The 22356-nt window shown below is 52.2% G+C and carries 21 protein-coding genes and 1 tRNA gene; 6 read left to right on the plus strand and 16 right to left on the minus strand.

All coding sequences use genetic code 11. The annotated features are described in order from the left end of the window. Window positions 1-105 precede the first annotated feature (105 nt). Genes ACR3E4_RS09335 through ACR3E4_RS09350 form a run of 4 tightly spaced genes read left to right on the plus strand, consistent with a single transcriptional unit; the run spans window position 106 to window position 5470 of the window. Window positions 106-759 (plus strand): hypothetical protein, encoded by a 654-nt coding sequence (locus ACR3E4_RS09335; protein WP_480535293.1) that lies wholly within the window; start codon window positions 106-108, stop codon window positions 757-759. Continuing rightward, window positions 756-2708: a transposase family protein gene (locus ACR3E4_RS09340; RefSeq protein ID WP_480535292.1), complete on the plus strand. Its 1953-nt coding sequence runs from the start codon at window positions 756-758 to the stop codon at window positions 2706-2708. The genes ACR3E4_RS09335 and ACR3E4_RS09340 overlap by 4 nt, the downstream gene beginning before the upstream one ends. Further along, window positions 2689-3669: a TniB family NTP-binding protein gene (locus ACR3E4_RS09345; protein WP_480535291.1), complete on the plus strand. Its 981-nt coding sequence runs from the start codon at window positions 2689-2691 to the stop codon at window positions 3667-3669. Before ACR3E4_RS09340 ends, ACR3E4_RS09345 begins: the two co-directional genes overlap by 20 nt. Next, entirely contained in the window at window positions 3641-5470 is a 1830-nt protein-coding gene (locus ACR3E4_RS09350) for a TniQ family protein (protein ID WP_170408647.1), read from the plus strand. The genes ACR3E4_RS09345 and ACR3E4_RS09350 overlap by 29 nt, the downstream gene beginning before the upstream one ends. Here the strand turns inward: ACR3E4_RS09350 and ACR3E4_RS09355 are convergent. The 4 genes from ACR3E4_RS09355 to ACR3E4_RS09370 form a co-directional block, all read right to left on the minus strand. After that, complete coding sequence (locus ACR3E4_RS09355) at window positions 5467-8835, minus strand: DEAD/DEAH box helicase family protein (RefSeq protein ID WP_480535290.1); 3369 nt, start codon at window positions 8833-8835, stop codon at window positions 5467-5469. The two genes, ACR3E4_RS09350 and ACR3E4_RS09355, sit on opposite strands and share 4 nt — an antisense overlap. Window positions 8836-9214: 379 nt before the next feature. Next, a complete protein-coding gene (locus ACR3E4_RS09360; protein ID WP_480535289.1) occupies window positions 9215-9433 on the minus strand; it encodes a GDCCVxC domain-containing (seleno)protein in 219 nt (72 codons plus the stop codon). Between the two features lie 4 nt (window positions 9434-9437). Continuing rightward, a complete protein-coding gene (locus ACR3E4_RS09365; protein ID WP_480535288.1) occupies window positions 9438-9761 on the minus strand; it encodes a hypothetical protein in 324 nt (107 codons plus the stop codon). Window positions 9762-9788: 27 nt separating this feature from the next. Beyond that, window positions 9789-10670 (minus strand): cation diffusion facilitator family transporter, encoded by an 882-nt coding sequence (locus tag ACR3E4_RS09370; RefSeq protein WP_480535287.1) that lies wholly within the window; start codon window positions 10668-10670, stop codon window positions 9789-9791. 333 nt (window positions 10671-11003) lie between these two features. Here ACR3E4_RS09370 and ACR3E4_RS09375 point away from each other — a divergent pair, with 333 nt between their 5' ends. Next, entirely contained in the window at window positions 11004-11603 is a 600-nt protein-coding gene (locus ACR3E4_RS09375; protein ID WP_480535286.1) for a hypothetical protein, read from the plus strand. A 307-nt stretch (window positions 11604-11910) separates the two neighbouring features. On the opposite strand, the gene ACR3E4_RS09380 is transcribed toward ACR3E4_RS09375, so the two are convergent. From ACR3E4_RS09380 to ACR3E4_RS09430, 11 genes are all read right to left on the minus strand, one after another. Next, window positions 11911-13032, minus strand: coding sequence for a linear amide C-N hydrolase (locus tag ACR3E4_RS09380; RefSeq protein ID WP_480535285.1), 1122 nt, complete (start codon window positions 13030-13032; stop codon window positions 11911-11913). 298 nt (window positions 13033-13330) lie between these two features. Next, window positions 13331-15091 (minus strand): adenylate/guanylate cyclase domain-containing protein, encoded by a 1761-nt coding sequence (locus ACR3E4_RS09385; RefSeq protein ID WP_170556818.1) that lies wholly within the window; start codon window positions 15089-15091, stop codon window positions 13331-13333. A 190-nt stretch (window positions 15092-15281) separates the two neighbouring features. Continuing rightward, window positions 15282-15740: a hypothetical protein gene (locus tag ACR3E4_RS09390; protein WP_170337121.1), complete on the minus strand. Its 459-nt coding sequence runs from the start codon at window positions 15738-15740 to the stop codon at window positions 15282-15284. A gap of 342 nt (window positions 15741-16082) precedes the next feature. Beyond that, window positions 16083-16679 carry a hypothetical protein gene (locus ACR3E4_RS09395; protein WP_170603680.1) on the minus strand — a complete coding sequence of 199 codons (597 nt, stop codon included), beginning with the start codon at window positions 16677-16679 and terminating at the stop codon, window positions 16083-16085. A 195-nt stretch (window positions 16680-16874) separates the two neighbouring features. Beyond that, complete coding sequence (locus tag ACR3E4_RS09400) at window positions 16875-17186, minus strand: hypothetical protein (protein ID WP_170603678.1); 312 nt, start codon at window positions 17184-17186, stop codon at window positions 16875-16877. Further along, window positions 17183-17338 carry a hypothetical protein gene (locus tag ACR3E4_RS09405; protein ID WP_170603676.1) on the minus strand — a complete coding sequence of 52 codons (156 nt, stop codon included), beginning with the start codon at window positions 17336-17338 and terminating at the stop codon, window positions 17183-17185. The genes ACR3E4_RS09400 and ACR3E4_RS09405 overlap by 4 nt, the downstream gene beginning before the upstream one ends. Then, complete coding sequence (locus ACR3E4_RS09410; RefSeq protein ID WP_170603674.1) at window positions 17331-17495, minus strand: hypothetical protein; 165 nt, start codon at window positions 17493-17495, stop codon at window positions 17331-17333. The genes ACR3E4_RS09405 and ACR3E4_RS09410 overlap by 8 nt, the downstream gene beginning before the upstream one ends. Further along, window positions 17488-18546, minus strand: coding sequence for a hypothetical protein (locus ACR3E4_RS09415; protein ID WP_480536382.1), 1059 nt, complete (start codon window positions 18544-18546; stop codon window positions 17488-17490). Before ACR3E4_RS09415 ends, ACR3E4_RS09410 begins: the two co-directional genes overlap by 8 nt. A 3-nt stretch (window positions 18547-18549) precedes the next feature. Next, a complete protein-coding gene (locus ACR3E4_RS09420) occupies window positions 18550-18729 on the minus strand; it encodes a hypothetical protein (protein ID WP_170770860.1) in 180 nt (59 codons plus the stop codon). Further along, on the minus strand, window positions 18729-19235 hold the full coding sequence (locus ACR3E4_RS09425) for a eukaryotic translation initiation factor 4 gamma (protein ID WP_170408636.1): 507 nt from the start codon (window positions 19233-19235) through the stop codon (window positions 18729-18731). The genes ACR3E4_RS09420 and ACR3E4_RS09425 overlap by 1 nt, the downstream gene beginning before the upstream one ends. Before the next feature lie 19 nt (window positions 19236-19254). Beyond that, a tRNA-OTHER gene (locus tag ACR3E4_RS09430) sits at window positions 19255-19348 on the minus strand. A gap of 464 nt (window positions 19349-19812) precedes the next feature. Here ACR3E4_RS09430 and ACR3E4_RS09435 point away from each other — a divergent pair. Further along, entirely contained in the window at window positions 19813-20787 is a 975-nt protein-coding gene (locus ACR3E4_RS09435; RefSeq protein WP_480536384.1) for an adenylate/guanylate cyclase domain-containing protein, read from the plus strand. Window positions 20788-20872: 85 nt separating this feature from the next. On the opposite strand, the gene ACR3E4_RS09440 is transcribed toward ACR3E4_RS09435, so the two are convergent. Continuing rightward, complete coding sequence (locus ACR3E4_RS09440; protein ID WP_480536385.1) at window positions 20873-22345, minus strand: DUF2779 domain-containing protein; 1473 nt, start codon at window positions 22343-22345, stop codon at window positions 20873-20875. Window positions 22346-22356: the final 11 nt, after the last annotated feature.

Here is a 22356-nt window from a genome sequence, read left to right on the forward strand (position 1 = left end):
ATTCGCATCGAGCCCATTGCCAATGCGAATGGATGCATGTATAGAGCCCGTATGAGGATGGATCGACACGCACCCCCGACGGCCCGACGCGTTCACAAGCGCGGAATGAAAAAACGCGCTGGCAAAATGTCTGGCGTCAAGTTCCCAGGCGTCATTCAGCTCGAAAGCCAAATGGAAGCAGCACTGGTTCGTTGCATGCAGGTCGACCCTCGTGTGGTCTCGCTTAAGCCACAGCCTTGCACAATCGACATGGGAACCGGAAGAGCATTTGCAAACAAAGAAGCGGCGCTAGTGGCTTATGAAGGGCGTCGGTACAGGCCTAAGCTTTATACACCAGACCTAGAAGTTAAACTTGTCGACGGCCGTTTGTTCTACTTGGACGCCAAACACAGCGCTCACATAGATAAGAAACCTGAGTACCTGGACTATCCTTCACTTCTTGCCGAAGTCGGAATCTCGCTTGTCATTGTAACTGAGTCCTTATTGCAGGGGCCGATTGATCGAAATGCTTGGCTGCTATTGCAAGGGCAAGCCGAAGAGACCGCCCCTAAACTTGCAAGCAAAATAGCGTGTCTCAAACAGCAACGTGTGACGTTCAAAGAACTAAGAGAGAATATTGGCATCCCCCAAGCGAAGATTCTTCGCCTTATTCTTGATGGCTATCTGGTGTTCGATTTTTCATGTGAAGCTCTTGGGCCATCCACGAACCTGAAGACTGCAAACCGCGACCGAAGACATCTGGAGGTAATCGAATTTTGAAGCAGATTGTCAAAAGGCGGCACCAGAGAACCATTAAATATAGGGGAGAAACCTATGCTGTCGATGGAGCGATAGCTGGGCGGGATGCATATCAGATATCGAACTCCCAAGTTGATCCTTTTGAGATATCTGGACAAGAATATCGTGACCATGTGCACGATGGGCTAGTGAAGGAAGAAGGCTTCGACAAACGTCCTCGTAATGTAACCGCTAAAGATGCACGTGAAGCTCAGCTCAGACTACGCATTGTGGAAAATGCACTAAAGCTTGGGGAGGAAGGCGTTCATTGGGCAAAACGCATACCGATACTTCAACGCGAGTTCGCCGAAGAACCCACCTTCAAAATCAAGGGTAACCGTTTTCCGAGGCAATCGACTGTTCAGAATTGGGTCAAATTGTATCGGCGCGGCGGGCCGGACGCGCTTTTGCCCAAGCACAGCAATTCAGGAAATCGTATGCCAAGGTTTGACAGCGTTTTCCACGAGATAGTGCTCGATCTATTGGAAATGCAATATACGTCGTCGGACAGACAAAATCTAACAAGTCTGTCTAGCGACGCTTATAATCAATACCAGTTGGTTTGCCATGAGAATGGCATAAAACCTGGGTGCTGCGGACGCAAGGCAGTCGAAGCGATTGTGCACACAATCCCTCATTTTGACGTTCTAAAGTGGCAACTGGGCAGTAACGAGGCGCGCCAACACATGCGAATTGCCCAAAAATACTATGATATAACAGCACCTTATGATCAAATAGAATTGGACTGCACAAAAGCTGACATAATGCTGGTTGATGATAGCGGGGAGGTAATAGGTCGGCCGTGGATTTGTGCAGCGATTGACTGTGCTACTAGTTGGATTGTCGCATTTCAGATCTTCCTACCAGATCCATCATCAGAACATGTGGCCAAAGCTCTAAAGGAGATGATTAGCTACCCAGAGGAAGACTTTTTCGAACAGCACGAAATTGTAAACAGGAAAAAAATCGCCGCACTGCCGAAAGTGGTTGTAATGGATCAGGGTTCAGAGAACGTGGGCGAACCCATCGATGCTTTTATCGAAGTTGCTGGTGTCCATGGCCATTGGGCGCAACCTCGAAAACCCCAGGAAAAGCCGTTTATCGAAAACTTGTTCGGGGCAGTTCGAAGCAAAGTCAGCCAGCTTCCGGGTGCGACTAAGTCAAAGGCATATCCCGACCGGGATCGAACCAAAAAAGCAATGGATGAAGCCCGTCTGACGCTAAGAGTGTTCAATTCAATAATGCAACGCTGGCGCTACGACGAATATGGAAGAACTCCGAGGAGAAAAGTCCAAGACATCTTTAAACGGGGTGAAACACCTAGCGCCGCTTGGGACAGATTGGCAGATGAACACATAGTGCCAGAACCCCCGTCTTTGGACGAGCATCACGCAGCGCTGATGATCCAATCCGAATCTCGAACTCTGTGGCACTACGGTATCGAATTCGAGAGTATGCAATACAACTCTGAAGACTTGGCAAGGCTGTACCGACGACTAGGCCCGCGCCAGCGTGTTGAAATACGCTATGCTCCACTTGATGCTAGGGAAATTTTGGTCGTGGATCCGCATACAGGCGAGTTGGTGCGCGCGTCCAACAAAGCAAAAGACTTGGCAGCACTTTCTTATCGTGAGCTAAGAGAATGCCGGTCACCCAAGGCGAAACACAACGGACCAATCAAAACGGCTTTGGAGATCCACAAAGATATCCAAGCGCGCAGGACGTATAAGCAGGGCAAAAAAACTAAACTGCAAAGGAACCGCTCTGCGGAAATCGACAAGTTGCGGGCCGCTGATATGCAGAACAGAAGTTTGAAAGAACCACAACTAATTGACCAAATACGGTCAGAGGTTGGTCACAACAAGCTCGCAGTTACGAGATCAAAGAACTTGCCAAGGGTCGAAAGAAAAGATGCTGGACCAAACAACTAGTAGAGCTCTGCAAGGTGCATTCATCCGACATAGCCGCCACGAATGGGCTGTCTCGGAGATAAAACGTCTTTTGAATATTGCAGCAACCGAGGGTGGACGGATCATACCAATCTTGGGGCCGACGAGATGTGGAAAGACAGAACTGACAAAGGACTTGAAGGCACAAGTTGAAAATGACCGCCACGGCCCAAGTGCTATTCTGGTATCTTCAGATGTCATTCTGGGCCGACTTGCGCCACGGCCTTCCGAGCGGGATTATTACGGTTCCTGCTTGCGAAGCATGGGCTTTGATTTCGTAGAACGAGAGCGACCTGCCCAAATTCGAGAACGTCTCTTTCGGCTCGTAGCTGAGCACGGCATTCAAACAATCATTATCGACGAAGTGAACCATTGCGCCGAAACTCTGACTAGGCACTCGCGTCGACAAGCCGCTGATCACTTCAAGACTATTGTTGATGAAACCTCAGTCACTCTGATTTTAGCTGGGTTGCCAATGTTCGAAGCGGTTATGGACAGCAACGAGCAGTTTGCGGGACGCTGTTTGAACACCATTCGAATGAACCCCTATTGGTGGAGCGTTGAGGCTGATCGTATCGCGTTCTGCGATGCAATCTTTGCTGCCTTCTATTGTCTTGAGGAGTCCGGCATCCTTTTGGAATTTGACCAAGACGATATGGTACGGCGATTGTACGGTGTTTCCGGCGGACGTGTGCCAGTGGCGTTGGAAGTGCTGCGCGCGCCCCTGGCATTGGGTGCCCAAAATTCAAAATACAGCACCAAAACGATTGCCAGGGCAGCGACGGATTCAGGCCTGGAGCGAGATCCGTATCAGTCGTTTTTTCAAGAAGAACCACCATCGGATACTGAGCTGATCAGGTCATACATCAGAGTCATGGCAGATGCTGGTCTCGAAGTAGAGCCTATGACGTCGCATGAGCTTGCGATTATGCGAGGTGTATGAGGTGCCGGGTTTGTTTGCAGTACCACCATTGAAAGGCGAGAGCCTTATCGGATACTTGCGTCGTCTAGCCCATGTAAATGGATACAGAGATGTCTCTGAATTTTTGACACGGTTCCGGCGGAAGTATGGGCGAATTCTAGTCGAGAACATCGAGCACTTTGAGCAAGAGATGGGCTTAGAGAAAGGTTTGTTGGTTGCTATCTCCCCTTCTGCCAAACCTGAGTCACCCAGCTTAAACTGGCGTTTCGAGCGGCATCATAGCGATCCGATTTGCCCTTCATGTCTTGCCGATGGCTTCCCCTTTCAACAAACTTGGCGTCATTACTTGGTGACAGCCTGTCACCATCACAAAACGCGTCTTCAAGATGTTTGCCCTGTCTGCAAAACCACATTGCGTCCGACGTCCGGCGGCTTTGATAAATGCAGATGTGGCTTTAGCTACTCCAATTTCCCACGGGTGGCAGCAAAGGACCACGAAGTGATCATCTCCGCCTTGATTGCGGGAGATTCAACGGTTGGCAAGCGGTTTCTTGACCTTGCAGGAGGGCGTCAGGTCCCAAAAGACATTGGCGCTTTTATTAATTTCCTAGCGAGTGGTTTCGCTCAGAACCGCACGGGCAAGTCTGGGAAAACACAAACACCCAAAAGCGTTGCAGATTCGTTGGAACTGATTGAGCCGTTGGCAACTGTATTTGACCATTGGCCAAATGGGTTCGAAGAACACGTTCGAGGGTTGATACTGGCAGGAAATTCAGAATCCAACTCTGTGCCGTCCATGCTCGGAAGCTGGTATCAAAGACTTATGAAGTTCGAAGATGATGCGTACCAGCCTTTCAGAGATGCAGTGTCGCGTGCTGCTTCAACCGAGTTCAAGGGAACCTACCTGGGAAAGCTAACGCCGTTGCAAGCTCGGGAATGGGTCTCGGCTAAACAAGCGGCCAAGGAACTGGGAATTTCTGCACAGCGCTTGGTGGCTGAGGTTCAGTCAGGTCAAATTGCCGGAAAGCAAGCCCGTAGCGGGTATGGGCACCGGCATACGATGATTCCACGCTTCGAAATTTCGAACATCTATCTGGATAGGAAGCGGTATTGGGATGGGTTGCAGGCCAGAGACTACCTTGGTGTTACAAGAAAGCAATTTGATCTGCTTCGCGCGTCAGAATTGATCCACGAGGTTGCTGCTGAATACCGTCCTCCACTTGTTGATGGCTGCATTGACGGTGAAAGCCTTAAAGAGCTCACAACAAACATTCGAAACTGCACTAAAGTTCAAGCGGGAGAAACTATTCCGTTCAATCAGCTCAACCTGAGGCGCACAACTGATCGAGCTGCTTTGATGCATGTTCTTCAGAAAATCTCCACAGGCGTTATCAAACCTGTTGTTGCGGAAGAAAACATGCGACTTGGTGAGTTTCATTTTTCAGTTTCCGACATCGACCGCGAACTTGGGACGCAGCGGTTGTCAAAAGACTGGACCGCAAATGATGTCGCGAAGTTAACGGGTTGGAAGGCTCAGGCGGTGACACATTGGTGCAAGCTGGGCCTGCTCGGATCTCACAAAGTTCCGCACGGCCCAAGCGAGTCTTTCTTGGTCAGACCACAGCACCTTGCGATCTTTCAAAGCGAGTACATGCCCGTCGCGACACTGGCGAGGTCAAGAGGTACAACATCCCGAAAGCTACTGTCCGATTTTGAGAGCAAAGGGATTGAGACACATGGCGCGCAAATTGAAGGTAAGACGACGCGAGGGCACCTAGTAAAGCTAAGTGACCTGGCTTCGCTGCTGTCTGAGGCCGCCTAGTGCTCGCCTGCACCATCCGAAAAGAACACCACTGAAATGCGTTGTCCAATTGCGGGTTCGTGGTCGCGTGATACCTGCTCGGCTTCTTCGATGACCCGGACCATCTTTTCATGGATCTCAGCGGACGCCGGATGATCGCTTTCGAGCTTTTCCAAGATAACCTGAAGCGCGATGTACCCCTTGGGAAGATCCTCATAGGCGAAGCTGTCACGCACTTCGTGTTTCGCTTGTTCCCAGAAGGGATCAAGCTCACGGCTCCACGCCTCGCACACCATTTCCACGGCAGGCAGTGACAGATGGCCAAACCACTCTTGATCACTGAGTTCTACACCACCTTTGCGTCCCATGAACTCGGCGCAAGCTTTCATGAGGCTCTCAACGCGAGCGGGGCGCAAGTCCCACTCGGTCAGCTTGCCGATCTGCTCTGAAATCGTCTCTAGCGCTTCGGAGAGATCTTCCAGAGACATGTGGGCGTGTTCCATGCCCAGGCTTCTGGTCCGTTCGTATGCAGTCTCCAGAGATTGGACGCAGGCCAGCTGGTCGCGTTCCAATATCAGGCCTGGCGCAGTATCCTTTAGAAGCAGCAGGCGTGGCGGAAAGAAGCTATTGCTCTTGCTAAGTCCTTTGAGATGTAGCGCCGTGAATTTCTCACGGGCCGATAGGAGCGCCAACTCCGCGCCCCAGGTTCCCTGGATTTTGGCTTTGTCGATGAGTTTGTAGCGGTCTTCGGGGATTGTTTGTTTGGTGCGTTCCAGAACGTCGTGAAAGTTGTTGTCGCGAAGCTGCCTTGGGGATCGCAGATACTCAACAACACTTGCAAGGATCACTTCTGCGTCTTCCCTACTTTCTTCCAGGACAGCATCGATTAACGCTTCCCCAGCCAATGTCTTATAGTTCTCTATGCGCTGGGCGATTTTTTCGTCAGATGCAAACTGACCTACTGGCACATCAACAAGGTGGTAATTGACGACCCCGAACTCACTATCGATCCTGTCGATCCTACCCAGACCTTGGATGAGCTCTTTCAGGTTCGAGGTCAGACCAAGCAACACCAGCGTGTCTGACGACTGAAGGTTGATGCCTTCAGCCATCTTGTAAGTCAGAAAAACCGATGCGGATCCTTTTGGTTCGTTCTTTCCTCCAGGTCGGAAGTAAGACTCCACGGACTTGCCCTGTTTGATACGCTTGAAACTGTCGGGGCCATCTCCAAAGATCGCCTTCACGGCGCGATCTTCACCCTTGGTTTGGTTTCCCACGACATAGTTGGTGTGGTGACCTCTGCGCGAAAGCGCTTCTGCAAAAATCTCGAGTGTGTCCGTCCGTTCTGCGAGAAAGACGACCCTGTCTTTTTCATTTTGTATTCTCAGGCACGCCTCATACCGCTTCTCATCAAGCTCCTTGAGAACACTGAGACCCAGTTTTTGGTTTAGAGCGTCGCATTTCTTTGTGGGTTCAGGCGCTTCTATTCCCAGTGCTGCGAACATGTCGGACTGGTCGCGGTGGGATACCTTTTTCTTCGATTTTCCACCACGCTCGAAGTCGCGAAGCGATTTGCCAATAGCTCCTTGAGACATCTCCCAATGGGCTTGGGCGGCACTCACGCGCAGAATGTTCAAAAGGTTTCGGATGTGGAGCTGATCCTGCGTGCTTTGTTGCGTGCTGACGTGTCCGAAGCGGCTTTTCTCGACTGCGGTCACCCGACCGCCAGGCGCAAGTTCTTTGCAGAGAGCAACAATCTCATCCAGGCGCGTTTGCTGAGGCTTTGTCACCTTAAGTTTCTTCGGGCGCCCGTGGTTTTCTAGTCTTGGATAACTGTGCTTGGTCGGATCTTCGTCCTCGCCAATGCATTTCCGTTGTCTGCGTGTCAAAAACGGCGAAACCAACTGAGCGAGTGCGTTGCGAGCCTCTCGCGTGAGCGTCGTGTCAGGCTCCGATAGGACGGCCAGTTGCGCATCCTGGTTGAAGATATCCTTAGGAACTTGGGTTTCGCGCTCGAACAACTCGCCCATGGCCTGAATGAAAGTCGGCGTCATGAAAATGGACGCGCGTTTCTCCTGCATATGGGTCAACCAATCGACATCGCGGTTCCCAAGTAGGGTTGCGGACAGGCAAACATTCCAGCTCGGCGGGGCAAGCTCAATAGCGGATGCCATTTGAGATGCCTGCTCAAAGCCCGGTGTAACAGTATGGCTCTCATCAATGATCAGAATGCCATATTGTTCGAGCCTGAGCCCGGGTTCCTTGTCATCCCCAGCGCCTCGCAGGTTCTGTTTTGCCAACTTGGTATTCGGCTTCGCGTCCAGAGATGGAGTTGAGTATTTTTCCCAACTTGGGATGACCTTAGGGGGTGCAATCACCACCGCATTATTGCGCGCGACACCATGCACCGGAGAGCTGGGCACGACCTTTGAGTAGGTCTTCGTCAAAGCTTCTCCCAAGTGACATCCGATCTCGGTTTTGCCCGAGCCGGTTGGCGCTTCTACGAAAGCGATACCATGGTCATAGACGATGGAACACGCCTCATAGGTCAGGTCCTGTTGATACCCAAACAGGGTATGACCCGTGATCTCTTTTCGATCACCGGTGAGCCAGGGTTCAAACCCCTTTTGCTCCGAGATCGTACGCGCCATCGCGTCTTCGGCGGTCACCGGTTTGATAAGCTTTTCGAGTATCTCCAGCGCTTCGGTATTCCAATCGACAGATACATCCCAAGCCTGCTCAGCGGCTTCTGTGCGTTCGACCTGAAGTTCATGAGTGCCCGCATCCAGGTCATCGGCATACTCGATGTTTCTGTAGAGCCCTGAGTAGGAAAAGTTTGCGGATCCGGCGACGGCACCTTTTGGCGAGCTGACGATTTTTGAGTGTAGCCGCCGATCCCCAGATATCCCCAACTTGCGTTTTGCGAGTTCCGGATCGAAGACACGCAAATCTATTTTCCCGCTTTTGATGGCGTGTTTTGCCAGCACCGCGATAAGATCGTGGTCCTCTTCCACTTGAAGCCCGGAGCGCTCCAGCCAGTAGAGTTTCATTTCTTCGGTGACTGGTTTGGGGTTGGTCAGCCTTTTGGTATTCGCTGTGTCGATCCCGAACGATATCCGTATCCGGATATCGCTGTCGTTTTCCAGAACCCGCAGTTCGGGCAATTCTTTCATCAAAATCGACAGCGAAGACAAGAAATCCTGATACCCAGTGACAATCAGACAATCCCCGGAGGTGATATGGGGTCGATAAAGATTGATGACCGGCCGGTCGATATTGGTGCCGACCTTCGCAACCGGTTCGGCATCAAGCTCGCTTGCGGGCTTTTGATTTGCTTCGGTGAGCTGCTGTGGCTTGGAACGCAGCCAATCAGGGAGTGAAAACAATGAACAAGACTTGGTTTTAGGACGCTTAGTCTAATAGTGATACTGCGCACATCGTCCTTCAAGACATCACCGGAAGAAACATTCGTTTTCCTGAAACTGTCGAAAACGCGCACCGGTTTTGTGGCAGAAAGCCGGGAGTTCGAGATTTAACATAAGTCGCAATTATAGAGCGTTTGGGCTCTCGTCGGCCAACCACCGCCGCACGAGAAAAACGGCCAGTCGTGAGTACACTTTCAGTGGTTACCTTGAGCCCAAGGTACAAAATGTTTCACCGGAAACTAAGGTCAGCTATGCGCAGAAACCAGACTTTGCAAACTTTGGCCGACGAGCCAATGCGGACAATCAACACCTTTCTTGGTTGTTGCGGTTGCGGCCCCGCTTATCCACAACGGCAGTCACCTAACTGTATTGGCGGGCACGGGACAGTTGCGTAGGAACAAAAAACACAGCAATCGCCTTCTAACGGTTTCAAGACTGCCTTGCACGATTTGCATTCATAAAACCACTGGCACGAGTCAGTTGGCATTTTCTCGGTTTCAACGTGTCCACACCGAGGACAGGTCAAAGTGCTATCCAGCACCACAGTTTGTTTTGTCATTGTCTCACATCTGCATGATTAGATAATCGTTGATTTGAGCCTCATTGAACACGATGACCCATGCCAACGCGGTAATCGCCGTGCTTCCAACAAGCCACCATTTCAGATTTGCCAACGTCCTGTTTCGAAGCACGACGAACCACGAAACCGCGATCAGCGCTGTTGAGATGGCGAGAACATAGTAGCTCGCTTCCGCTATTTTTCCGAATATCGCCAACCAACTGCCACCCAAGCCGAGCAACATCATGGCCATTGGAAGAATACAGCATGCCGCTACCCCCAGAGCGGAAACCGATCCCAGGTAGCTGAGTGTCACATACTTCTTCATCTCTCGCTCCTTGGGTAAATGACCAGTTTAGTGGGAACTAACCCCGTCACCCTTCAACTCGTCATCAGGTTCGAGGTGAATGACAAAGACGGAACCCGGATACAAACGATCCAATTCTTCCTCGATGTCATTGCATATATCGTGCGCCGCGTTGACTGGCATTGTGCCGTCCACAACAAGGTGAAACTCCACGAAAATAACATTTGCGGACCTGCGCCCTTTGAGGTCGTGGTATTCTAAGGCTGCGCCGAGGTTTGCTTCGATTGCTTTAGAAACGGTCTGCAAGTCATGCTCCGACAGTGTCACATCCATCAGACCATCGACGGAATCCCGAATAACTTTCCATCCCTCCCACAAGATGTTCAGCGCAACAAGAATTGCTAGGATTGGGTCGAGGATCAACCAGCCGGTGACAAGCGCCAGTACCAGACCTGCGATGACACCAACTGAAGTCATGACATCTGTAAAAATGTGCCGGGAGCTTGCCTCCAATGCAGGCGAACCCTCGCGCCTGCCGATTTTGAGCAATAGGTAAGCCCATGCGCCATTCACACCAGTTGCAATGACATTGACGACGATTCCAAGAAGTGGCGCATCCTCAAGATGCGGGTTCGGGAGTGCCAGCACAGCTTCTCTGATGATCAAGAACGCCGCCAGCACAATCAGCACGCCCTCGACGACGGCGGAAAGATACTCGGCTTTTTTGTGACCAAAGGGGTGGTTTTCGTCAGGGGGTTTATTGGCAACCCGAACAGCGAAGTATGCCAGCAACGCCGCAACGACATTCACGGTAGATTCCAGTGCGTCTGACAACAACGCCACCGAGCCGGTCAGCCACCAGGCCAGCAGTTTCAGGGCCAGTACCGCAATGGATATCGGTATGGACCAAAGAGCGATTTTTCGTGTCATTCGGTCACGACCCTCAGTCAATCGTTACAAGAGATCCTGGGAACAGATGAGCTATCGTGCTTAACACGTAAGACAGGATTAGGGTAAAGATAAACAGGGCCACAGGGTTGGTCATGCTCGACCGGCTGTAGTGAATGGCGCTGGCACCACAGTGTCATACATCTGTTACTCGGATGGACCCGATTGTTACATACGGCTAGCATCAGTGATCACATAGCACGAAGGGAGACATATATGTTGAAGTTCACCGACAAAACAACTGTTCATGGAGTTGCTGCACTTCTAACCTTCTGTTTCGCGGCGACCGCACAGGCACAATAGGCAGGCGAGGAGATGTCATTTTTCATCACTAGCGTGGGCAAGGGGGATGGTGCCAATCTAGGCGGCCTCGAAGGTGCCGATGCTCATTGCAATGCACTTGCTTCCGCGGCCGGTTCTTCCAAAACTTTTGCGGCCTATCTGAGCACCTCAATGTCCATTGATCGCAGCACCGACCCGATGACAATCACCAATGGCATTTCTGCGCGCGACCGGATCGGGTCGGGTCCTTGGTACAATGCCAATGGAGAGCTCATCGCCAATAATGTTGAGGAGCTGCACAGTGACGGCGTGAATATTAACCTTCAGACCGCGCTCGACGAAAATGGTAACCCTGTCAATGGGCGTGGCAGTCAACCGAACAAACATGACATTTTGACGGGCTCCGATTCCGCCGGGCATTTCTCAACGGCAGGTGGTGACACAACATGCAGCAACTGGACTTCGAATAGTGAAGACGGGTCTGCGATTGTTGGGCACCATGACCGTGTAGGTCTCAACGATGCCCGAAACATGTTGTCCTGGAACTCATCGCACGGCTCGCGCGGTTGCGGAGAGGAACATCTGCCACGTTCTGGCGGGGCGGGTTTGTTTTATTGCTTCGCAGCGGACTAATCGGGCAGCATTGGGACGCGTGTCACCCGCATTGAACCTGATATTGCCAAGTCAGTTCTGGGGATTGCGCTGTGGACGCGGGCTTTGGGCGGAAATAGTCTAAATTCAGCTTCGTTGCGAGTTTACTAAACTGCAAAACTTGGTTGAAAAGGTCCGCTTCGGGCTGCCTCCAGTCAATAGTGCGAATAATGGCGAACGCGACTTAGATCCTAACGCTGCTTATTCGCTGGAGCGGCAAACTCTCTATTCCGAAGTTGTATTGGGCCGCAGCCAGCGGTGATGCCGCCACGGCCCGCGTGGTAAAACGTCAATTCGTTGGGGTCACATCGACCAACGTGGGTTCGCGATCACCGCTAGTTTCAAAGCTGATCATCTCGTCTCCCATAGCTTCGAAGTCAATCTGCTTCATATCAACCATGTGCACCGTTCTGTCGTACATCGTGTGATAGTAGTAGACGAGGTTCAGAGAGTCCGCAGCGGTCGTGATCTGTGTTGCGCTATAAAGCAGGTCATCCGATTGTACGTCGTCTTGGGCACCCTCAGCGGCATCGGCAGGAATGTTGAAGTTGTCCAGAATACGGAACGCCTCGCGCACGGTGTCATAGCCACCTTGCGTTTCCCGCGCTGTCTGTGAAAAGGCGACTGCACGGACAAAGCGGGATGGGGGTGTGAAGTCACCAGGCAGCCCTATCATGCCGCTCCCGGCGCCAAGGGGCGCGAAGGTCACGCCGCTTGCCTCAACTTCCGGAAGCCCGAGTGCTGACAGGTTTACGTAGTTGTTTAGGTTGGTCATGTGCCAATCGTAGTTTGGCGAATTGGTGATCACCCCAAGCGGAGCATCGAAAATCGTCAGTTCGCCATCAATGTACTCTACAACGATCCTTCCGCCGAACCGGTCAGCAACCAACATATGAAATGGGAAGGGAAAACCGAGAGTCTCATCCACGACCCCGACCACACGGACATTCGCCAACCCGGTGGCAGCCTCTTCAACTGTCTCAAATTGGGAAAGGACATAGCTGGCTAGCAAATCGCCGGGAATCGTGTTGCCGGAAAGGTCAGGGTCGTACTCCTGATACTCGGTGAAGCCGGGCAGATAAAACAACCCGGCGGTCAACCCAGCTTCGTTGATCCCATCTGCGGGAGCCCCATGATCCAACATGCTGATACCGACCATTCCAAATCGGCCGGTCCAGTTTGCTCCGTCTCGCTCATCTGGCATTTCGCCTGCGGTATAAGTGAAACCTCGCGGAATAATGTTGATCTTTGTCTCAAGATCGAACGGCCCCCATTCGGCGGTCCTTGCGCGAACGATGCTTCCATCCTGCCCTGTCAACATGATGCCAGTGCATCCCCAGGCCATCGATACTGAAGCCACAAAGGCTATGGTCGCTTTTGGTAATATCCGAAATAGCTCGATATGACGCATGGTCGTACTCCAATTGGACTGATCTGATCTCATGAACTCGCTCGACCAAGCTACCACACCGGTTCTCAAGTTGAATGAAGTTTGCATGATCTTCAAATAGGCAAGAAAGTCCGCCTATTCCTTCCGTCGGACTTTGCAAAGTCCGACTCTGAATGTCTGGTTTGGGCTGGAAACAGTCGTCGCCGATTGAAGCAATGAGCGATTGCTTAGAACCTTTCGAGGACATTGCGCTAAAATTGGATTGGCCCTTGGCACGATTTGTCTGCGATAGTTTCGAGCTTTGGCATCCTGACCAACTCTACGGCTTAACACCAGCTTTCTTCAAGCCTTCGACCAAAAGCGCATTGTGTTCGGGTAGACGGAAGAGGATCAAAGCTCCGGAGACAATGCTGTCTAGGAACGCTGGGGCGAAATCCGCCAGCGCCTGCTCATGTGGCAGGCCTGCTTCGGCGCGCCCGAGGTGGGCGGCACTGGCGATCATAAGAGCCCGGCGGATCGGCGCACGCGGCGTCATCTGAATGGCGTGCTCACCCCAACGCATTGCGTCTTCAAAATCAGCGTCGGCGAAGGCAGCTTGGGCGAGCGCCAGATAGGCGTCTCCTACCCAGAGGTCAGTGTCGCGTGGGGAAAGCTGGAGGGCAAGGTGGGCATGTTCGCGCGCCTGTGTGGTTCGGCCGACCAAAGATTCATGCCAGGCCATGAAGAAGATGTTCCGGGCAAAGTTCGGGTTCAGTGTGAAGCCCAAACTGAAGTCGGCGTTGGCCCCGTCAAAATCTCCACGGAAATGACGAACCATACCGCGAACGCATAAGGCGCGCGGGTCGAGTTGACCACCAAGAAACAGAGGTTCAACGCTTTTATCAGCTAGGCCCAGGTTTTCGGTGGGGTCCTCATCGAACTGGTATAGATAACGCATCAGGTAGGCAAACGCTTTGATCCAATGGGCCTGGACGTTGCGCGGGTCGAGATCAATGGCGCGATCAGAGACCGATATGACCTCATCGAACTTATCCTGAGAGTAGAAGCCTCCCGCGTAGAAGATCGCCATTGCACGTAGCGAGAGGTCGTAGGAGTTGAAGTCGATATCTCGAGCCACAGACGCGCGATCTATTTCGGCAATGGATATCTGGGGGGCGATGGCGCCGACCACGCTGCGTGTAATCTCATCCTGTAACGCGAAGATGTCGTCTAGCGTGCGGTCGTAGCGCTCGGCCCAAACATGGGCTCCATTTGTGCAGTCGATGAGTTGGGCAGTAATGCGTACGCGGTTTTGGGCTCGACGGAGGCTACCCTCTAGCATGTAGCGAACACCGAGTTCTCGAGCGATATCTATATGGGTGACGGGGCGACCCCTGAACGAAAATGAGGAGTTGCGGGCGATGACGAAAAGCTCGGGAAAGCGCGAGAGCTCTGTGATGATGTCTTCGGAAACGCCGTCACAGAAGTATTCCTGTTCTGGATCATTGGACATGTTCTGGAAGGGCAAGACAGCGATGGAGGGTTTGTCAGTGGGTTGAGATTGGTTTTGCGTGGAATCTGATTTGCCCTCCATCGCCAATTTGTAGGCGCGAACTGGCTCGGAGATGTTTTTGAGCGCTACTTCGCCAAGGTCTATGATGTCGTGTTCGATTTTGCCTCGAACCTGCCGGCATGCGTCGTCAGACAGTATGACACCGCCTGGGTCAGCGATGCCTTCGAGTCTTGCGGCAAGATTAACACCCTCGCCATATATGTCGCCCTCGTCCAAGATTACGTCTCCAATGTGCAAGCCTATTCGGAAGCTGATCCGGCTTTCGGTGGGGCTCTCGGCTTCGGCGGCGTGCAGCGCCTTCTGGAGCGTCGCTGCGGCCTCAACGGCAGAAACGACCGAGCTAAAAAGTGCAAACAGGCCATCACCGGTAAGCTTGATAATCTCACCTCCGGCACTTTCGATACTTGGATTGATGATGTCCCGTCGTAGGTCTTTGAGACGAGCAAGTGTTCCCGCCTCGTTAGCCGCCATAAGCCGTGAGTAGCCGACCATATCGGCGGCAAGTATGGCGGCAAGTCGGCGTGTCATGCGCATTTCCCAATAGCAACCTTTTTTTGAATCTATCAAGTTCGGCAGTAGTGTGCCAACTTTCGAGAATGTCCGCTTCGGGCTGCCACCGGTCATTAATGTGAAAAGTAACGAAAGGCGACAACAAGCCCAATGCGGGCTTTGCCAACCTTTCAAATCAGCATCATCCCCGACCATTTCAGTTCGAGTTTCAATCCCTAGCGGGCAAGGCAACCTCGCCTTCCCAGTCAGAAATACGGTGCGGTAGCGCCAGGAATTTTGACGCCACACGTGTTTTGGTCGTTCCACTTCCAGTCATCCCCGAATATTTGCCGGTGGAGGAAACAATCCGCCAGTTGTTGACGCCGAAGGCAACAACCTCCCATCTCATGGTGAACGTGTCCTCTTCTTCACCATAAACACAGACGCCACCGCCGCTGACACCGCTGGGTCCGCCGAAACCCGAGCCCACGCACCGGACAAAACCAGGATCGATTGGTCCCTCGTCAACGGTATAAGTCCCATAGTTGTCCTCTTTCCAGAACACGTCCTCGCCCGCGGAAATTTGCTCTTGGTTGACGACATAGAAGTTCGTTGCCGACACTTTCTCTGCAGCAGTCAGACAATGAGGCGCAAAGAGAACTGCGGGGATAAGCATTGAACGCAACATGTTGTTTCCTTCGACAGTGGGGCAAAACCAGCATGATAGAGACTACGAAATTTATTGCTAGGAAAGGAACGCATAGCCGGACCTGAAAAGTCAGCTTCGTCCCGCATCTCAGAGATTGCAAAGCTTAGTGATGAAGGTCCGCTTTGGGCTGGTTGCGGTCAACCATACTCATAGTAGAGACTGGTGGTACATAGTTCCGCAGAGCAGTGCTGGCGAAGTGCTTATCTGGGGCGCTTTGGTTCCTAGCAGGAGAGGAGCTTAGAAGAAGCACGCACTACTACGACGACAGTCGCCATAGACTTCTTATGTCAAATATTGGTTAAGAGCGGCAGGTAAGCTGTACTAGCGGTCTGGGTATGTATCGAGTTTGCCCCAGAGATCATCAACCAGATCTGAGAAGCCATCATTCGAGGCCTCCTTGTGCAGTAGACCAGCTCTTCGCCGGCGTTCGACCTCGGCCATTAGTTCTTCCTGTGTGGCTGTCTCAACCACATCACATCGAAGAGCTTCAATCTCGTCCGCTGTCCACGACTCAAATTTGTCAGCGTAGAAGCCCAGGGAATACGGCTCGTCATCAGAAATCTGCTTGATCACAGCATTCCAGTCTTCGCTCTGGTTCGATGCCTTTTCGATCCTCTCGTCTGGTTCGCGAATGGACTCACGGATCAACGGCAGCAGCTTTGCCTGAGCGCTTTCTTCACCAGCACCAGTCCCTGCAAGCCAAAGGTCTGCGATCTTGCGAACAAGCGACCAAACAGTTTGATTTCGTGGGTGGTCTTCGATTCTGCCGCCAAGGCCTCGTTCTTCAACACCGAGCTGTTCAGATGCCCTCTCATTCATGCGGATATCGTAATTAGACACGTCAGCCAGATCTGAAGCGTTCTCAGCCACAGCTCGGGCGACCTCTTGATCACCAACATAGACAACCACCTTCAACATCCCGCTACCTCTTCCTTCGCCGGTTCATCACTCGGTCCAGGTGGCTGTAGTCTAGATCTCGCATTATCCTTTGAACTCGCTTTGGATCGACTTCGCGATCTTTTCCGGCAGTTTGGACGATGTGTCTGACGTAGATCGTCAACGCGACAATGATCACGGCGGATAAGATCAAGCTGATATGCTCCGCCCCCATCACTAAGTCTTCTTCCTTGGGTCTTCGATCCCGAGGTCGTCGAACACGTTGCCGCTACCATCAGTGATCTCGACATCATCGTCGTCAGTCACTAGATCCCAGGTGTTCTCTTTGACCCATTCATCCCGCCATTTGGGCGCATCGGCCGGACGCTGTGCAAAATCGGCGATTTGCTCGAAAATCATTTTGCGCAATGCAAGCCAGACCTCCGGACCCTCTTTGCGACGAGCTTGCAACTCTGCGATCAAGTCATCCAGAGGAACATCCTGTAACGGGCGCCCGAAGATCTCGTCTTCTGAAAAATCATCTGTCATCGCTCAACATCCTCGACACTGATCGCCAAGACTAAGATCTTGTTTGGTTTTACAGTGATTTCTTTTCCTTCAATCTCTCGAAGTTTGCCGTTCACCAAAGTCTCGCAGATTACGAAAATTGGGATTTCCTCTTCTGAAGTCTCGTCACTCATCTGGCTTACCCTCCGGATCAGGCACCTTTCGCGACCGGATCTCATCCGAGGTAATCGGCTTGGTAAGTTTTGCTCGACCGGCCGCAATTTCAGCCTCCCGAAGCCTAAGCAAACGCAAGGTTTGTTCATCCAGCTCAACGTCGTCGTCATCACCCACCAGACTTCTCCCGAGTACAGTAACAGTGAGAACAGAGCACTTGAGACCTGTCGGCTGTCCGAACGATGTCACCAACGTGGCCACACTCTTCACACGTCACACCGCATCGAAATTCCATCCAGTCAGCGTACTCCTGAATGAGATCGTGGTATCGACTGAAACCGATGGAAATCTGGCCATCCTGGCCTTTCTTAATATCCGAGATCTGAATAGTTCCAGGGTCCAGTGCCCTGAAATCCTGACTGAAGGAAAGCTTGTGGAGTGCTTGCGAAATCATCACGAGCCAGCCCTTTCCGACAGCAGGAACAAGAGATGCGCAATCCGGAGAAACGAGGTCTGGATAGTTTTTCACAATGTCCAGCCTCAGGCTGTCGGGCCAGGATTCTTCGGCGCCCTCAAATCGCCGCCGCAGAGCATCATTGTAGCACCAGCTGCAAAGCGTCGTCACAAACCCAAGGATGGTCTGGCGTTGGGCAGAATTAGAACAACCTTCACAGGTTTGCTCAATCTGAGCGACACGCCATTGAATCTCTTCACTCGTAGCCTGGTTGCAGCCTGGGCCCTCATAGACGCGCATGCCTCCCAATTTCTGTTTGATCTGAACGATGGACGGGTGTTCATCACCAAACAGGTCGGGCTGCTCGTCGATCAACCTCTTCACTTTCTCAAGTGCAAGCGTAAGCTGCTCCACCCACCCGGCACGATACTCACCAAGCTGCTTGAAGACGCTTCCATGAATATCATTCCAGTCGACAACACTGCCCATCACTGACCTCCGGGCCCGCGCCTCTTTGAGATCGTGTGAAACCTCCGCCATAGCATTCATCATACGGTCGACCACTTCGCGGTCTTCACACTCGACATGCAGACACTCCGCCGACCATGTGACGTCAGAGACGTGCGGAGCTGGGTAGTTGTGCGCCATCACCAAACGCATCTCTTCGGCGTACCAGGCGTCAAATGAGCGGAGATCATCTGGAGCTCCATGCTCCTCGATCACACCTCGAACCTTTTCCCGGAATTCCTTCCAACTCTTTTCGACATCATCCATCAGTCACATTCTCCAGAACTTGGTCTTGTTGAGATGGAAGACCCCTCTCGAGATCTGGCAAAGGGCAATCAGCGGGACATGACCGGTGGCCAGTGAGCCCGTATTCATGAGCTTCCGGGCGTAGTTCTCATCATCGTAGTCTTCCATAATCTTATTGAAGGTCACTTGTTGTTGGGCGGTCATCACCATTCCTTCTTCACGCACGCAGGGCACCGATTACGGTCATCCGTTCGGTCGATCTGACCGAAATAACCACAAACTGAGCAGGTCATTCGATCTCGAGCAGGCTTTTTTCGAACGCCAAAAAGCCTCTTCCTTTTAGGGTGGCGCTTGCTCGCGACATCATGCGCGCACCAGCAACAAAGTGTCTTGTACCAGCCGTCCAGAAGTTGGGTCTCGGCACTATTCCCGCATCGTTCACAGCTGTGATTTGCACGCGCAATCGTCGCAGCGATCATCGACTGAATTTGTCGATCATCACACCGGTGGTAGATGCGGAGCTCGCCGATTTTCTCTTTGATCTGAAGGACAAAGGGGTAGGTGGCACCCTTCAGATCGCAGTATTCCTTAACCTCTGTGAAGAGCACCGTGACCAAGCCGGACCAGCCTTCGGGTGTGCTTCCGAGGTTCTCCTCGACCGATTGCTTGATGTCGTTGAAATCAATTGCGTTCGTGACGTCGTCCGCCATGTTGGACACCTCCTGAGAATGGTAGGAGGCGTCGGAATCGAACCGACTCGTGCACTCTAATCTGGAGCAATTACAAGGATATAAGCCTCGCCCGCATACCAATGCTGCCTCCCACGGATTTTGCGTGGGTTATCGACCTCAGGCCGATATTCGATGGCAGTGGATGCGTGTGAACGTCATGTCCGCAAGCTGAACCAGTTCGTATAACCATGTCAAGACGGAGCGTGCTGTACTTAGAAATTCACCGCGTAGTTCTGGGAACCTTCTAGCTTAGCGTGTGCCCGATACACTGATGCATGTTATTTTGCGGGTCAGTACAGCATCGAGTAGCTCTCAGACAGCGAAGCGATTCGATACCCTGTGATCCGGAATCGAACTCAGAAACTCCGTCGATAGTTCGCTCTGAACCGACGCGCGTCTTTTTATCTGCGTCTAATGCGCTCCGTTCTGGAGAAATACAAAAGTCTTGATCTGACCAAACCTCAGCGGCGGCATTGACCTGCATCTTTCGAAAATGGAGATCCCGGTTGCAAGACCTTGTAAGTCTCATTCCATTTAGCGTCTCGAGTCATTTGTGATGATACGTTCCTCACCTGAACTGCTGGCAGTTTCGAGGCGTTGGTATGAAATACTCAGAACCAAGAAGAATACTGACGAGTTGCAGGATTTTCTGTCGAAAGCAGATGAACTACGGTTCGTTGGGACAGGAGAAGGTGAGTTTTGGAGCGGGCAAGCAGTTCGCGATGGGGTTAGCGGCTTTTTCGCGGAGATCCCGGCACCAGTCGTTTTCGAAGAAGTTGAAGCTGAGGCCTTCGAAAACGGAGAGACGGGATGGTCATCCTTCGTCCACAAGATTCAGTTTGTCGGCTTTGATGAAGCCGTCTTTTACCGCACCGTTCTGATTTTTGTCCTGGAGGGAGCAGCCTGGAAGATCATCAATCGCCACGCTTCAGTGCCAACTCCAAATATTGAACTCGTGGGTAAAGAGCAGCTGGCCATCCAAAAACTGGTTGATGCTGCGCGCGAAGATGGACCCGAGCTGATCCAAACCGAAGGTTTGGCTTCGGTACTTTTCACTGATGTGGAGGGCAGTACAACGTTGGCGGAGGCGTTGGGCGATCAGCGTTGGTCGGTGCTGATCGAAAACCACTTCCAAATCTTGGCGGCGATCATTGAAAAGTATCATGGCCAGTTCGTGAAATCCCTTGGAGACGGAACGTTGTCCGTCTTTCCGTCCGCGAAAGAAGCACTAACGGCCGCTATCAAGATTCAGGGGGCCATTGCATCGGCATCCGCGGAGCCATCTTTCGGTGTTCGGATTGGGATTCACACTGGTGATGTCGTGCAATCTCGAGGAGATTTTTTCGGTACGGTGGTCAACAAAGCGTCACGCATAACGACCGTTGGTGCGGCGGGGGAGATACTCGTTTCAGATGCGACTCGCGCCATGGTCGGAGGACGAACTGATTTCTCTTTTTCTGAAATAGAACCCAGACTCCTGAAAGGTCTACGCGGTCGCCACGTTTTGTATCGGCTGGATTGGCAAGATTAAGTGTTGGGGGCGCCGTAACTCCGGTAAATCGCCTAGTCTCCTTGGGGAGCAGCACCGCAAGTTGTTTTGAGGTTAGCACCATAGCTCACATCGCCAGCAATTCCCGATGAATGGCGACCATTGCCCAAGTGTCGCGCGTACAATACGCAACGAGATCAGAATAGACCTTCTCGCGCTCTGGATCATCCGGTTCGGTCAGTGTTACGTCCTTCCAAAGGCGAGACGCGCTCGCCCCCTCTTTTATGTCCAGATCATCGTATGAAAGTTCTGGCAAAAACGCTGGAAGAACGGCCTTGATAGAGGCGCTTCCCTTGAACGCGGGATCGTTGATCACTTCATCTGCAAACGGCTTCATAAGATCTACAACGCGGACGTTTAGGCCTTCCAGGAACTCTGCATGCTCTGGATAAGTTTCCGCCATTTCCGTATTGCGCGATTTCTCGAACGGAGCATACCAAACCACAACGGAGCCAACGTCTCCCATGTCCTCACGAAGCCTTTTCAGCAAGGCTGGCATTGGGTTACTGGCGTCTCGGTGGAGATACTTCCTGTGCTCAATTTCTCCGCCGGGCTCATGCTGGATATGCAAGGAATACTGGAAAGCCACTTGCTGATAGGGACGCGTTCCGTCCCAGGGTGGCAGCAAACTCTGAGACGTCTCGTAGTCAAAGTAATAAACCGGATACACAATCTCGCTCAGAAACCTGCTTAAGTCTTGATGATCGATTGTGCGTTCACCGTTCGCCAGAGCTCTCAAGTAGCGCTGTGTCGACTTGCCTAACACAGATGGATCACTGATCTCGTCAATCTTTGTGATCCCATTTGCGATGAGTCCCGAGGCTTTTTCCGCATTCATGAACGGAATGCGGTGGATACTGTCCTGCGCGAGAGGTGGGTCGAGTTTTTCGCGGATCTCCAGCCATTCACCATAGGAATTAAGGCGCGCACGTTCGGGGGACGGATCAGGCATCGTACCGCTGGCAACGACGCTCAATGCCTGATCGATACGCGTGCGTGTTTTTTCGAGCTGCTCAGTCACCGCATCCGTGATGTCAGAGATGCTGACAAGCTCTTGCGGATTGATTTCGCCGTTTCTGACGTAATCACGGTTCACATGTGCCACTTCGCAGCGCGCAATGGGGAACCCGGCCGCCTCAAGCACGACACGCTGGAACGCGAGATCAAAAATGTGCTCGGGCTTTGCAGAAGTCCCGCTCTTGATCTCTTTCAGAACGTACCCATCGTCACTGCGGCTCACGATGTCGGAGATGCAAGTTATGGTTCCATCTTCATAGCGTCCCTGCGCCACTGCGTTTGCACCGTTTCTCCAAGCCTCCAAAGTACGCGCGGGCAGAGCCTGGTATTCTGAAAAATCTGAAAAACCGAGGCGAACGAGATCACCAAATAGCTCCTCAGCATAAGGCTCAAACGCGTGCCCCTCGTCAAAACGCGCTTGCAATGAGGGGTCAATTGGCGGCAACAGATGCCTGGCGTGTTTCTTGATCCATAGCCAGGCAGGGTGCCTAAGAAACATCATGTAATCTGATTTGGATAGCATCGTTTAATTTG

This window comes from Ruegeria sp. AP11 (genome assembly GCF_056535865.1).

Coding starts and splice junctions, on each gene's coding strand:
- ACR3E4_RS09335 (WP_480535293.1), top strand. CDS start 106: ATGAAAAAACGCGCTGGCAAAATGTCTGGCGTCAAGTTCCCAGGCGTC.
- ACR3E4_RS09345 (WP_480535291.1), top strand. CDS start 2,689: ATGCTGGACCAAACAACTAGTAGAGCTCTGCAAGGTGCATTCATCCGA.
- ACR3E4_RS09350 (WP_170408647.1), top strand. CDS start 3,641: ATGAGCTTGCGATTATGCGAGGTGTATGAGGTGCCGGGTTTGTTTGCA.
- ACR3E4_RS09360 (WP_480535289.1), bottom strand. CDS start 9,433: ATGACAAAACAAACTGTGGTGCTGGATAGCACTTTGACCTGTCCTCGG.
- ACR3E4_RS09365 (WP_480535288.1), bottom strand. CDS start 9,761: ATGAAGAAGTATGTGACACTCAGCTACCTGGGATCGGTTTCCGCTCTG.
- ACR3E4_RS09370 (WP_480535287.1), bottom strand. CDS start 10,670: ATGACACGAAAAATCGCTCTTTGGTCCATACCGATATCCATTGCGGTA.
- ACR3E4_RS09375 (WP_480535286.1), top strand. CDS start 11,004: ATGTCATTTTTCATCACTAGCGTGGGCAAGGGGGATGGTGCCAATCTA.
- ACR3E4_RS09380 (WP_480535285.1), bottom strand. CDS start 13,032: ATGCGTCATATCGAGCTATTTCGGATATTACCAAAAGCGACCATAGCC.
- ACR3E4_RS09385 (WP_170556818.1), bottom strand. CDS start 15,091: ATGACACGCCGACTTGCCGCCATACTTGCCGCCGATATGGTCGGCTAC.
- ACR3E4_RS09390 (WP_170337121.1), bottom strand. CDS start 15,740: ATGTTGCGTTCAATGCTTATCCCCGCAGTTCTCTTTGCGCCTCATTGT.
- ACR3E4_RS09395 (WP_170603680.1), bottom strand. CDS start 16,679: ATGTTGAAGGTGGTTGTCTATGTTGGTGATCAAGAGGTCGCCCGAGCT.
- ACR3E4_RS09400 (WP_170603678.1), bottom strand. CDS start 17,186: ATGACAGATGATTTTTCAGAAGACGAGATCTTCGGGCGCCCGTTACAG.
- ACR3E4_RS09405 (WP_170603676.1), bottom strand. CDS start 17,338: ATGAGTGACGAGACTTCAGAAGAGGAAATCCCAATTTTCGTAATCTGC.
- ACR3E4_RS09415 (WP_480536382.1), bottom strand. CDS start 18,546: ATGGATGATGTCGAAAAGAGTTGGAAGGAATTCCGGGAAAAGGTTCGA.
- ACR3E4_RS09420 (WP_170770860.1), bottom strand. CDS start 18,729: ATGACCGCCCAACAACAAGTGACCTTCAATAAGATTATGGAAGACTAC.
- ACR3E4_RS09425 (WP_170408636.1), bottom strand. CDS start 19,235: ATGGCGGACGACGTCACGAACGCAATTGATTTCAACGACATCAAGCAA.
- ACR3E4_RS09435 (WP_480536384.1), top strand. CDS start 19,813: ATGATACGTTCCTCACCTGAACTGCTGGCAGTTTCGAGGCGTTGGTAT.
- ACR3E4_RS09440 (WP_480536385.1), bottom strand. CDS start 22,345: ATGCTATCCAAATCAGATTACATGATGTTTCTTAGGCACCCTGCCTGG.